We start from the raw sequence: 12,405 nt of genomic DNA, 5'->3' as shown, positions 1-12,405 counted from the left end.
GGTATTGAAATATAAAGACGAGCTAGCATTTAACAACTTCAAGGAAAAGAGTATGAAGTCATTTTTATTAGGACTAGTTGGCCTAGGGTTGGTTACGTCCGCCTATGCCAGTAAACTAGATTTAGCGACACAACCCGATGTCACTACACAAGCAATGAGTGGTGATTTTGCCTGGTTTAATGCCCAGTCCCAGACTTGCCGTCAGATCCGAAGCATGCTGTATTACCGCCACCCCGGTAATGATCATTTGACCCCTGTGTCAGTGCCTGTGGTTTATACTGGAGGGGAATGTTGGTCTACAGGTAGGACGACTTCTAGCCAAGGGCCTAAAGCAATGTATGATCAGGTCTCAGCGATTATTCATCAGCAATTTTCTAATGTTGAGCATAACTATAAAGAGTTAACCACAGATATAGTAAATACGGTTGCGGCGCAAGCGAGCGCGACTAAAGTTAGCCACACCACAAACTTATTTGGCACTATGCACATGAAAATAGCAGGTCGTGTGGATGGGCAAAATAAAGTACCAGTTTTAATTGATGGATTCGACTTAAAGTCTTACGCCAAATTTCGTAAGAAACAGCTTGGTATGAATATCTATATTCATGTTCATATTAATAATGAGAATGTTACTATTAAGGGTAAGTATGACGTGCGAACTCAGCAGCTTGAGTTAGACCCTTTGATTTCAAGCTTTAAACCTGTGGTTACCACAGAGGTTGAGTTACCATGGATCCTAGATCTGATGGATCGCTTGACTCCAGGGATCTTTGATAAACTTTATACTGAATTTAGTCGCATTGTAATTGATGTCTTTGAGTTCCTAGGTGTGGATATGAGCGAGGATATTCCCCAAGTGATTAAACACAATGTGCAGCTTATCGGGGCTGGGACTGTACCGCTTAAAGGGCTGGACAATTTAAGGCCTGGAGATACAGCAAACCTAGAGATGGAAGTAATGCGAGGGCATCTACGTATTAAGGATGGTCAAACAAGCTTCTATGTATTTGCAGTACCTATGTTACCGTAGTTTCTGTTGCCGAGTGCATGGCGCACTCGGCTTTTCTAAACATCGAGTCATTTAGTTTTTCAATTTTGCCGCAAATCGGCTTTCGAACTTGGCAACCTTGGGTGCTATCATCACACTGCAATATCCTTGGTTTGGATTCTCAGTAAAGTAGTCCTGATGATATTGCTCCGCAGGATAAAAGCTCGGAGCTGGACTTATTTCGGTTACAATTTTCTCAGGTAGCTGAGGTTGCAGCTGCGCTATATAATCTTGAGTTTGCTGTTGCTGCTGCTCGTTGTGATAAAACACTACGCTGCGATATTGTGTACCTATATCATTTCCTTGACGGTTAAGCTGGGTCGGATCATGTAGCGTAAAAAACATCTCAAGTAGTGTGATAAAGCTGACCTTATCAGGATTAAATTGCAGCTGCACCACCTCAGCATGTCCACTGTCACCACGACAGATCATTTGGTACGTAGGCTGATCCGTATGACCGCCAGCATATCCCGATGTTACTGCTTCGACGCCACTGACACGGCGAAATGCCGCGTCAATGCACCAAAAACAGCCACCACCAAAGGTTGCGGTTTGTAAGTTTGCCATCTACATCTCCTGCTCTGGATATTGTTGAGATTGCTCTTCTAGGCGCTTGCTCGTCTCTTCTGGAGATTGGGTCTTTTTCGCCAGTAAAGTGTAAGCCGTTGGGATCACAAATAACGTTAAAATGGTCGCAACGCTTACACCTGCAAAGATCACGACGCCAATAACCATACGGCTTTCAAACCCAGGACCAGTAGCAAACACCAGCGGAATAGAACTCATCACAGTGGTTAACGAAGTCATAATGATAGGCCTAAGTCGTTGTGCTGCGGCATCGACTATTGCTTGCTCAAATACAATTCCTTTATCACGAAGCTGATTGGCAAATTCAACGATCAAGATACCATTTTTAGCACTTAGCCCAATAAGCATAACGATGCCAATTTGGCTGTAGATATTTAATGTACTATCCGTTAAGAATAGTCCATACATAGCACCGACTAACCCCAATGGAACAGTCAACATGATAACTAAAGGGTGCACGAAGCTTTCGAACTGTGCCGCTAGGACCAAGAAAGTCACGGTGAGCGCAAGAATAAAGACGTAAGTCATTGCTGATGCGCCTTCATAAAATAATTGAGACTCACCTTTATAATCAATAGCACCATCTATGTCATTTTCTTCTGCGGCAACTTTATTTAAAAAGTCCAGAGCCTGTTCAAGCGTATAGTTACCAGCAAGGTTGGCGGTGATAGTGATTGCACGCATACGGTTATAGCGATTCAGTCGTGCTGCGGTTGCTTCTTCTTTTATCGTGATCAAGCTGTCTAAAGGCACCAGCGCATCACTTCTAGACTTAACGTAAATATCAGCAATATTGTCAGGCGCAGAGAAGTCTGCTTTGGTACCTTTTAGAATGACGTCGTATTCCTCACCTCGATCAATAAAGGTAGTTACGCGGCGTTGTCCAAGCATGGTTTCTAGTGTTTGCCCAATTGCATTGACGGACACACCTAGATCGGCAGCTCTGGTTTTATTAATACTGATCAGAAACTGCGGGAAAGTTTCTTTGTAGTCATGATCTAAGCGAACCAGTCCTTTGTTATCCCGTGCTCGGGCAAGTATACGGTCGCGCCATGCTGCCAATTCATCGTAGTCGTTTCCTTGAAGCACAAATTCGATGGGGCGAGCATTGCCACCGCCACCAATACCTCGGCGCATGATGGCAAATGCACGAATGTCAGTGACTTCTTGCATTTTACCACTGATTTCATCAATGACTTCCCACGTTGAGCGTTTGCGTTCATCCCAGTCTGGCATACCAATAATCGCAACACCTCCTTGGCCACCCCAACCAGGGACACGGACAAGAACACGGCTTAATTCGTTGGATTCGACGTATGGCAGCAATCTTTCTTCGATTTTGGCCATATTCTCGGCGTTATTTTCATAGCTTGCGCCTTCGGGGCCATTCATCATGACAAAAAATGTACCGCGATCTTCTTTTGGCGTGAGCTCTGATGGGATTTGTTGAAATAAGCTGTAACTAGTAAATCCAGCTAGTGCAAGCATTACGATCAAACTATATTTTCGCGTCAAGTTTCTTTGTAATACACGACGGTATGCTTGCTCAAGTCGACTAAACTGATTATCCATCCACTGACTAAAGCGGTTTTCTTTATTGCTTGGCTTTAATACCTTGGAACACAGCGCTGGTGACAATGTTAACGCGGTAATACTTGAGAACAAGACAGCTGCGCTTACTGCAAAAGCAAACTCAGTGAATAACGCACCAATACGACCGTCCATAAATACGAGAGGGATAAATACCGCAACCAGCACTAGGGTGGTGGCGATAATAGCAAAGCCAACTTCCCGTGCCCCTCTGTATGCTGCGAGTAATTTTGGCTCACCAAGCTCAATGCGACGATAAATGTTCTCTAGCATTACAATGGCATCATCAACCACTAAGCCAATTGCTAGTACAAGTGCAAGCAAGGTAAGGAGGTTAATGGAGTAGCCCATGGCAAGTAAGAACATAAAAGTGGCGACGAGGGCCACAGGAACTGTCACAGCGGGAATAAGAGTTGCACGGATATTGCCAAGGAAAATGTAAATAACCAGCACCACCAAAATCATGGCAATCGCTAAGGTACGATATACCTCAGTGATAGATTCTCGAATAAAAATAGAAGAGTCATAGCTGTCTTGGATTGTGGTACCTTGCGGTAAATTACGCTTGATTTTTTCAAGCTCTTTACGCGCATTATCAACGACTTCCAAAGTGTTGGCTTTGGCTTGTTTGACAATCCCAAGGCCAATCATATTTTTACCATTGCCTCGGAAAGTACTTTCATCATCAGCCGCTTCAAGATGTACATCAGCAACTTCGCCTAATCGTACTAAGTAACCTTGTTCACCTCGTTTAATGACAAGGTTGTTGAAGTCGTCTTGCGTTTTATAACTTCTGGCAATCCTTACCGAGAAGTCGCGGTCAAGAGACTCTATCTCACCGGCGGGGAGTTCAACGTTCTCCCGACGTAATACTTGCTCTATGTCACTGCTGGTGATCCCTCGAGCCGCCATGGCTTGTCTGTTGAGCCAGACTTTCATCGCGTATTTACGCTCGCCACCAATGCGAACATTAGACACGCCATCAACAACAGCGAGGCGGTCAACTATAAAGCGCTGGGCATAATCGGACAGTTGCAACGTATCCATAGTTTCACTGTTTAATACAAACCAAGCTATGGGGCTATCATCACTATTGGACTTAGATACTTCTGGGGGTCTGACTTGTTCTGGTAGCCTATCAAGTGCTCGTGATACTCGCTCGCGCACATCATTTGCCGCTGCATCAATGTCACGGTCGATGTTAAATTCTATGGTGATATTTGAGCTACCGTTGCGACTGCTCGAGTTAATACTTTTTATACCCTCAATACCAGAAATATGGTTTTCTAGAATTTGGGTGATTTTGGTCTCCACGACTTCCGCAGAAGCGCCCGTGTAGTTAGTACTTACGTTAACTATGGGACTTTCAATGTCTGGATACTCTCGAAGCGGTAGCATAGTAAATGCGACCAGACCAAAGGTCAGTAATAGCAAGTTTATTACGATCGCGAAGATCGGGCGTTTAACCGCCGTATCAGTGATTTTCACGCCGGTTTACCCCTTAATTTCCACTTTTGATCCTGAGCGGATTTTTAATGTGCCTTCGGTGATCACTTGTTGGCCTTCTGCTAAGCCTTTATCAATCGCAACCCAGCCGCTAAAGCGAGTTTGCAAGTGCACCTCGCGTTGTTGGGCTTTGCCCTCTTTGTCAACGATAAAGACATAATGCTTGTCTTGTCGTGGAATAATACTTTTCTCTGGGACGACAAGGGCTTCAAATCTCGCTAGCTCAAGTGCGATGTGCAGCAACATACCTGGGCGTAGCCTATATTCTGTGTTGGTAAAACTTGCTGTAACACGTACTGAACGAGTTTGTTCATTGATGCGCGGATCTATATGGGATACTTTTCCGGTAAATGTTTGTGCTGGATAGGCCTCGCTATTTGCACTCACTTGCATACCTAGTTGCAGTTGAGCTAGGTATTTCTCGGGAACCTGGAAGTCAACTTTGATGATGCTGATGTCATCTAATGTGGTGATCACGGTACTATTATTAACGAAGCTACCTATTGAAACATTTCGAGTACCAAGTAAGCCATCAAAAGGTGCATACACAGTCATTTCTGCCAATTTGGTCTTCGTTGCTTCAAGCTGCGCTGTTAATGAGTCTACTTTAGCTGATTGTGCCTCTAACTGCGAGCGGGCCGCAGATTGGGTTTTGGCGAGATCTTTGAGTCTGTTAAGCTGTCGAATTTCTTCTTTTAGCGTCACTTTTAACGCTTTTATGTCGAGCTTTTCTTCTGCGTCACGTAACTGCACAAGCTTGTCGCCTTGCTTTACTACAGCTCCGTCGTCAAAGTACAGTTGCGCAATGTAATCGCTTTGCGCGCTGGTTACGTTTATGGCTTGATTTGCGCGTGCAGAGCCAATTGAATTAACGGTAATGACACGCTCTTCCTTTGCTACTGTGTGTGCTTGAACCGGTGTTGCCGATACTGCTCTGCCATTTGCTTTTCCTTGGGATGCTGGTAAATATAAATAGCCGCTGATCGCGACTAGCACTATAATAATAAAAGGAAACAGTGCTTTCCCTGATTGATGACGCATATAGGTGACCCAGATTATAATTTGTTTCTAGTTTACAAAAATAAAGGCTAGCAAACTCGACGGCATATCCTGTAAATTTGTGCGTTAAACGAAAATCTAATTCAATTTAAGTATTTGTACCTAAATTAAATATTATGAAAAGCAGTCACTCTTGTAAACGGTGTATCACAATACGTAAATTGGTAGTATGGGCGATCATTATGTACTTTTTTTACACTTGGTATACGTATGCTTGAAGCTAAATTACGTGCAACAGCAAACAGACACGGTGCTGAATTTATGCTTGTCGGTGCCATCGGCCTGGTGGTGATCATGCTTTTTGTCAATCTTCGTGGCACGCCTATTTCGATTATCGAAATATTTCTAGCGAGTGCCATGCTAGTCGCTATCTTTATCGGTTTTTTGAAAAGTCAGCAACCCTACTTTAGTTTATGCTTTAATGAACAAGAGTTTAGCTATGTACACAAGTATGGAGCTTGGTCTCTTCCTATTGTAAACTTTCACTCAAGTGGCATACCGAGCGTGCAACAAGGTATTGAAACACTTGAGTTAAATACAGTTGGTATTAAACTTAATGATATTGACGCATTTTTAATTAATCTAACCCCGAGGCTTGCGGGTAAATTATTGATAGAACAGCGGCATATTTTTTTACAAGCTGTTAAAATACATTGTGAAAATGGCAATTGCCCATCGGAATGGTTAATAGAAGATACAAGTTATCGTTCCAAAGCTGGTAAAGAATACACTGGTTTAATGGCAATGTTTGCAAACCGAATGGATAATTTAAAAACGGTTACAGGTTATGATTTACTTTTGCCTGCGACCGCTTTAGACAGGGATATTTGGCAATTTTCAGCCATGTTAAACCGCTGGAAACTAAACCCTAAAGAGGTGGTAAACGCATTGTTAGAAGAACATACCACCCATTGAAGATGTAACAGGATACACCAATATGAGCTTAGAGACGGCCTATATTAAAAGTGGGCGCAATACCATTATTCACAAAGAGAAGAAATTAGATCTTGTGATTGTTAATGGTGAAGCACACCCAAAAATCATGGTGACGGCCAATGGCTTGGTGCCTTTTAAGGAAGAGCTACCAAGAAACCGAAGAGAAGCGAAAGAGCGCTACCTAGAAGTTGTCCATGTTGCAAGCGTTGATGTGTTTGGGGAAGTGAAGCGCTTGCTATTTATTCAAGCGTTAGATGGCCGTGAGTATAAAGTAGATTACAGCAAAGTGGGCACCAAGTTGTTTGTTCGCATACATCAAGAGAGTTACTTGTAACTTAAATAGGGATTATATGACAGCGTTTAGGGGAAGTTGGTGTTTATTAGCGTTGCTACTTAGCGGCTGTGGCGGAGGCTCAGGTGGTAGTGAGCCTACACAAGTGAGCGCTTCGGTAAACGCTGGAATGGATCAAGAAGTGACTGAAAAGACCGACGTTACTTTGAATGCTACAGGATCTCCTGCAGGGGGAACGTTTAACTGGCAAGTTGTGTCTGGTGCGACAGTGAGTGAGTTTCCCATCACAGATCAACAAGCAAGCTTCGTTGCGCCAGATGTTAAGGCTAATGTCGATTTATTAATCCAAGTGGATTATGTTGCGCCAGATGGCAGTCTCGCCAGCGATCAGGTAATGGTTTCTGTTAAGTCTAATAACCAACTACCACTGGTCAATATTACGCAAACAGCGCCTGAGACACTACCTGCAACATATCAAGATACCATCACTCTTAGCGGCGAGGGATCTTCCGATCCAGATGAAAACGGTCAGATTGTCGCCTATCAATGGCAACAGCTAAGTGGTCCCAACACCATACAGCCGTCAAGTCTGAACAATGCAACATTATCATTTATCCATCCTCTGTTAGATACGGCACAAACCTCAGTGTGGAAGTTGACTGTCACCGATGATGAAGGAGGGCAGGCGAGTAATCAGTTTCCAGTGGGATTATTAGCTAATACCCCAGTCGTGGTCGCGAATGCAGGAAGTGATCAGCAGGTACAAGCCTTTGATACGGTGACGCTAGATGGCTCTAAAAGTGATACAGTGTCTGGTCAAAAGCAGTGTAGTTGGAGGCAAATACCAGCCACAACCACTGTCTCGTTAAGTGCACCAAATGATTGTGTGACCAGTTTTATTGCCCCAGATAAAAATGTGTTATCAAAAGCTGAATTCGAGCTTACAGTAACAGACTCGCAAAACCGCACTGCGACCGATAATGTGGTCGTTGATATTGAGAAAAAACCACTGGGTAAACTCAATGATAGTGGTCAACTTGCTTGCTACGACAACAATACTGCAATTGCCTGCAACAGCGATAGCTTTAGTGGTCAAGACGCCTTACGTGGGCGAGACTATTTTGCAACGCAAGTAGCGAAAGAAGGTCGAGGTAACGCCGGATTTGATTTTACCAAGCTGAACCAGTTTGCTGATGAGTTACCTGATGATGCGACTGACTTTGCCTGTATTAGAGACAATGTGTCAGGACTTATCTGGGAAGTAAAAGAGGCCAGTGCTGGGACGTTACCGAATACCTCTACACGCAACGCACAAAATAGTTATACCTGGGCGTTATCTGTAGATGGCACATTTGCGGAAGGCAGTGTGCAATCAACGGCGAATACCAGCTGCCCGCAAGATAACCACTGTGGAATTCAAGCGCTAATTGATGAAGTTAATAACCCTGCCACTGGAGAGCAAAGCTATTGTGGAGGTAATAATTGGCGTTTACCAACGTACATGGAGCTGCTTGGTTTGTTGGATTTTAGCTATGCAAACTCGGCGGTTATTGATCAATCACTATTTCCCAATTTGCCTGCCTCTGCACTACTTGGGCACCGCTACTATTGGACGACGCAATCAAGTTTAGATGGTACAGGAACAGCGCTTCGACGTGCTTATGTGATAGACATGGATACTGGTAACGATTTTGCGGTTGAAAAGTCGAGTAAGGCATTTGTGAGATTGGTTAGAAACCCATAAGGAGAGCACTATGAAGCAGGTGATTTCGATGCTACTCACGATATTATTTTCAACTGTAGGCTACGCCCAAACGTGTGTTGGTACAGTGACGGATACAAGCCGTTATACGGTAAATGCGAATGGCACGATACTCGATAGTCAAACTGGATTAATGTGGCAGCGTTGTAATTTTGGACAAAGTTACAATAGCACTTCACAAAACTGTGAAGGGGATAGCCAGCAGCTAACATGGCAGCAAGCATTAATAGCAGCCAGCCAAGACAGCTTTGCAGATTTTAGCGATTGGCATGTGCCAAATATCAAGGAATTGGCGAGTATTGTACTACATCAATGTGTTGCGCCTGCTGTCAATGCCACAATATTTCCTACGACAAAAAGTAACAACTATTGGTCTGCAACGACGCAAGCGAGTCAGCCAACATTTGCGTGGGCATATCAGTTTGCGGATGGTAAGAATAACCCAACCAATAAAACATCGGATGCCTTTGTTCGATTAGTGCGCTACTATCAGTAAGCACGTTACTGTCGCTTTTTGGCCTACCCCGCAGTCAGTTCTTAGCGTGGTAGGCAGATAACTAACTTATCGTTTATAGATTTCACTCTACATTACTTTTTTGACCTGCACGCAGTTTTCATCTATCTAAAATGGCTTTGGGAATGTTTGATATTTTGCTACTCTCTCGAAGTATTTTATTTCTTATATACTACACAGGAGGCCATGTGAATCGATTAATCAGTGCGATAGCCGTGTCTTGTGCAGTATTGACCACTTCGGTACAGGCAAAAAGCAAATGTGACGTTGAGCTTGGACATGGTCTTATTATTACGGATAATGAAATCCGAATTGTTGACGACGGACAAACGCGTATTCAAATCAACAACGATAGCCAGCTTTTTATTCTTGGACGCTGGATTGAGCTTGACCAACAAGGCGAGGCTGTCGTTCGTGAATACTCGCTAGGTATCCGAGATACGGTACCAGAGTTAGTTAACTTAGCTACGGATGGGGTCAATTTAGGGTTAAGTGCCATTGAGCAGGTCGTCGAAGGTATGTCAGATAAAGAGCCCGAGGTACTTAAAACTCAGCTGCAATATGTCGAACGTGCACTCATGGACAAGTTCAAACGCGGTGATGATTTCTTTTTTATCGCACCACAATCATTGTCAAAAATTGATGATTTTTTTACTAAGGAAATTAGCCAAAAAATTCATTCTGCTGTGCATGGCTCGTTAGGGTCGATCCTCGTTTCTTTAGGTGATGCGTTTAAGTCTCGAGAAGGCAATATTGAAGATAGGATTAATGATATGGGGCAGCGTATGGAGATCATCTCAAAAGAGATAGACAAGTCACTACAGAAAAAAGCCCATCAGTTAGAGGAAAAAGCCGAAGAGTATTGTGAGTGCTTAAACTCGTTGGATAAAACGGAAGAAAAACTACAGCGTATAGTCCCTGAGTTGGTAGCTTATGATCTAGTCCAGATCCGTTCTTAAGTGATAACACTTACTGGCGTTTTCTCGACTCAGCTTGTGCCAAGTCGATGAGAGTCCGATAACATTAAAATAGTCTTGCCAAACTTGCCAGTAGTGCTTTTGCATCAATGAGACCGGATAATTTGAGCCTAACATTAAGCTATCTTCACCAGCATGGTCAATGAGGTGACCTAGCCATTTGTCCAGTGCCATCGGGCTTTGAAGCATCTCATGGCCGGAGCACTTAATCATGACATTCTTTAAGGTACTGATCCGCTGTAAGACAGCCGTACATGGTTGTGTTTGTTCTATAAACCCTGCATGATTAAACACGATTTTTAGGCGAGGGTGGCGCTGTGCCAGTGTCAGTAATAATTCTATTGTGTCGCACTGTGAGAAGGCTAACTGCGCTTCAAAATGCAAGCCCAATGATGCAAGGTAGATTAGATTTTCTTGCAGCCAAGGCGTATGCAAACGGCGACTATCTGCGCCTTCCGTAATATCTCTTACTGCAACAAGCGTCGGCGTCATGAGGCGAGTAATGGCTGCACTAAACTGTTTTGGGGGGGCATCAATCGGTGCGTAGCCAACAGCTTTAAATGGAAACCCTGTGAGAGTTTGTGCTAACCAATGCAGCTCGTTGATAGGATGTTGATTATCAAAACCGGCTTCAATATGCACCAGCCCAGCCAAAGTAAATCGATCATGAGCAGGAATGCTTGCGAGGTGGTGATTTTGCCTGATCTGCGCTAAGTTCGGCCAAGCTGGTGGATTGTGCTTGAGCCAAGAGTATTGACCCTGTGCCAAATCAAAAAAGTGTAGGTGGGTATCAATAATCGGTAGGCTCATTGTAGGCTCTCTGCTTGCTACTGTGTGGTATAACCGCCATCAATACTTTGTAAGCTGCCGGTAATAAAGCTGGCGTCTTCACTGAGTAAAAAAGCCACAAGTGCCGCAACTTCCTGAGGTTGTCCCAAGCGCTCTAGCGGTTGTAATTTTGCTTCCTCAGCGACTATCTGTGATTTGTCGGCGCCACTTCGTTGACAGTAATTGTCAATGGCATGGTGGAATAGCGGCGTTTCAATTGTACCTGGACATACCGCATTAGCGCGGATATTAAATTTAGCGTAATCCAACGCCGTGGTTTTAGCCATAGAAGCGAGTGCACACTTACTCAGGTTATAAGCAAAAGAGTTAGGCTTACCAACCAGCGCTTGATCCGACGAAATTAACACGATACTTCCGGCTTTTTGTGCCTTCATACTGGGTAATACGGCTTGAATAGCAGCGTAAGCACCTTTTACATTTAGCGCGAATAAAGCGTCAAATGTCGCTTCATCGGTGTCTTCAATCGTTGCGCTTAGGTGTTTGCCGGCGTTTGAAACCAGCGCATCAATATGGCCTACTTCTGTCACAATTTCAGAAATGACACTCTTTACATCAGCGACTTTACTAACATCACAGTGACGAAAAATACCCTGCTCGCAAGGCACTATATCTAGATTATAAACTGTGTAATGTTGCGATAGCAGCTTGTTGACAATGGCTTGGCCAATGCCAAAGCTGCCACCGGTAACGATGGCAACTTTTTTCATAACTTAATGTCCGCAACCACCTTCTGCATGCACGTGACCATGGGAAATTTCTTCCGCTGTGGCTTCACGTACAGAGATGATTTCAACAGCAAATGTTAGTGTTTTACCGGCAAATGGGTGGTTTAAATCACAATCTGCGTTAAAACGACCAACTTTTACGATTTTTACTTGATGACGTCCCTGATTTGAATCAACGATAGCTGTCATGCCTGGTTTCCACACTTTGCTATCACCAAGACCTTGTAGGTGTTTGATAGGGATACGTTGCACTAAGCCTTCTTGGTACTCCCCATAGGCTTGCTCTGGAGTTAAGGTTACTGTAAAGCTATCACCACCTGTTTTGCCTTCAAGTTCACTTTCAAGCCCTGGTAGCATGCCTTCAGTGCCGTGAAGATAGTTTAGCGGATCGCCATTTTTGCTAGACTCGATTTGGCTGTCACCTTCATGAAGTGTGTAGTGAAACTCTACCACTGCGTTCTTTGCAATTTGCATAAGTAAACCTTAAATAATTAGTCCTAGGTGATGTTTGCTGCATCAACCGGTAAAGGTAGTAGTTTACGTGAGTGGCATTCTGGGA

12 protein-coding genes are annotated in these 12,405 nt (G+C 43.9%); 6 read left to right on the top strand and 6 right to left on the bottom strand.

The window, feature by feature from the left end; genetic code table 11:
- Positions 1–52: 52 nt before the first annotated feature.
- Positions 53–1,030 carry a hypothetical protein gene (locus F9Y84_RS09615; RefSeq protein WP_147389878.1) on the top strand — a complete coding sequence of 326 codons (978 nt, stop codon included), beginning with the start codon at positions 53–55 and terminating at the stop codon, positions 1,028–1,030.
- Between the two features lie 51 nt (positions 1,031–1,081).
- Here F9Y84_RS09615 and msrA read toward each other — a convergent pair whose 3' ends face one another.
- Genes msrA through F9Y84_RS09600 form a run of 3 tightly spaced genes read right to left on the bottom strand, consistent with a single transcriptional unit; the run spans position 1,082 to position 5,773 of the window.
- On the bottom strand, positions 1,082–1,615 hold the full coding sequence (gene msrA / locus F9Y84_RS09610) for a peptide-methionine (S)-S-oxide reductase MsrA (protein WP_147389876.1): 534 nt from the start codon (positions 1,613–1,615) through the stop codon (positions 1,082–1,084).
- Complete coding sequence (locus tag F9Y84_RS09605; RefSeq protein ID WP_128729812.1) at positions 1,616–4,714, bottom strand: efflux RND transporter permease subunit; 3,099 nt, start codon at positions 4,712–4,714, stop codon at positions 1,616–1,618.
- Positions 4,715–4,720: 6 nt separating this feature from the next.
- Entirely contained in the window at positions 4,721–5,773 is a 1,053-nt protein-coding gene (locus tag F9Y84_RS09600) for an efflux RND transporter periplasmic adaptor subunit (RefSeq protein ID WP_147389874.1), read from the bottom strand.
- A 228-nt stretch (positions 5,774–6,001) separates the two neighbouring features.
- Here F9Y84_RS09600 and F9Y84_RS09595 point away from each other — a divergent pair, with 228 nt between their 5' ends.
- The 5 genes from F9Y84_RS09595 to F9Y84_RS09575 all read left to right on the top strand — a co-directional run bounded on the left by F9Y84_RS09595 (position 6,002) and on the right by F9Y84_RS09575 (position 10,254).
- Complete coding sequence (locus tag F9Y84_RS09595; protein WP_125252156.1) at positions 6,002–6,706, top strand: DUF2982 domain-containing protein; 705 nt, start codon at positions 6,002–6,004, stop codon at positions 6,704–6,706.
- Between the two features lie 22 nt (positions 6,707–6,728).
- Complete coding sequence (locus tag F9Y84_RS09590) at positions 6,729–7,061, top strand: hypothetical protein (RefSeq protein ID WP_125252155.1); 333 nt, start codon at positions 6,729–6,731, stop codon at positions 7,059–7,061.
- 16 nt (positions 7,062–7,077) lie between these two features.
- Positions 7,078–8,763: an Lcl C-terminal domain-containing protein gene (locus tag F9Y84_RS09585; RefSeq protein ID WP_147389872.1), complete on the top strand. Its 1,686-nt coding sequence runs from the start codon at positions 7,078–7,080 to the stop codon at positions 8,761–8,763.
- Positions 8,764–8,773: 10 nt separating this feature from the next.
- Positions 8,774–9,277, top strand: a complete 504-nt coding sequence (locus F9Y84_RS09580; RefSeq protein WP_147389870.1) for an Lcl C-terminal domain-containing protein — start codon at positions 8,774–8,776, stop codon at positions 9,275–9,277.
- Between the two features lie 206 nt (positions 9,278–9,483).
- Positions 9,484–10,254 carry a YggN family protein gene (locus F9Y84_RS09575; RefSeq protein WP_128729816.1) on the top strand — a complete coding sequence of 257 codons (771 nt, stop codon included), beginning with the start codon at positions 9,484–9,486 and terminating at the stop codon, positions 10,252–10,254.
- Here F9Y84_RS09575 and F9Y84_RS09570 read toward each other — a convergent pair.
- The 3 genes from F9Y84_RS09570 to F9Y84_RS09560 are packed head-to-tail and all read right to left on the bottom strand — an operon-like array spanning position 10,234 to position 12,320.
- A complete protein-coding gene (locus tag F9Y84_RS09570) occupies positions 10,234–11,082 on the bottom strand; it encodes an amidohydrolase family protein (protein WP_147389868.1) in 849 nt (282 codons plus the stop codon). The genes F9Y84_RS09575 and F9Y84_RS09570 overlap by 21 nt on opposite strands.
- Before the next feature lie 17 nt (positions 11,083–11,099).
- Positions 11,100–11,828 carry an SDR family NAD(P)-dependent oxidoreductase gene (locus F9Y84_RS09565; RefSeq protein ID WP_147389866.1) on the bottom strand — a complete coding sequence of 243 codons (729 nt, stop codon included), beginning with the start codon at positions 11,826–11,828 and terminating at the stop codon, positions 11,100–11,102.
- Positions 11,829–11,831: 3 nt separating this feature from the next.
- Entirely contained in the window at positions 11,832–12,320 is a 489-nt protein-coding gene (locus F9Y84_RS09560) for an FKBP-type peptidyl-prolyl cis-trans isomerase (RefSeq protein ID WP_147389864.1), read from the bottom strand.
- Positions 12,321–12,405: the final 85 nt, after the last annotated feature.

This window comes from Pseudoalteromonas peptidolytica, assembly GCF_012641745.1.
GTDB classification, from domain to species: domain Bacteria; phylum Pseudomonadota; class Gammaproteobacteria; order Enterobacterales; family Alteromonadaceae; genus Pseudoalteromonas; species Pseudoalteromonas peptidolytica.
This window is presented reverse-complemented; position numbering and strand designations above follow the sequence as displayed.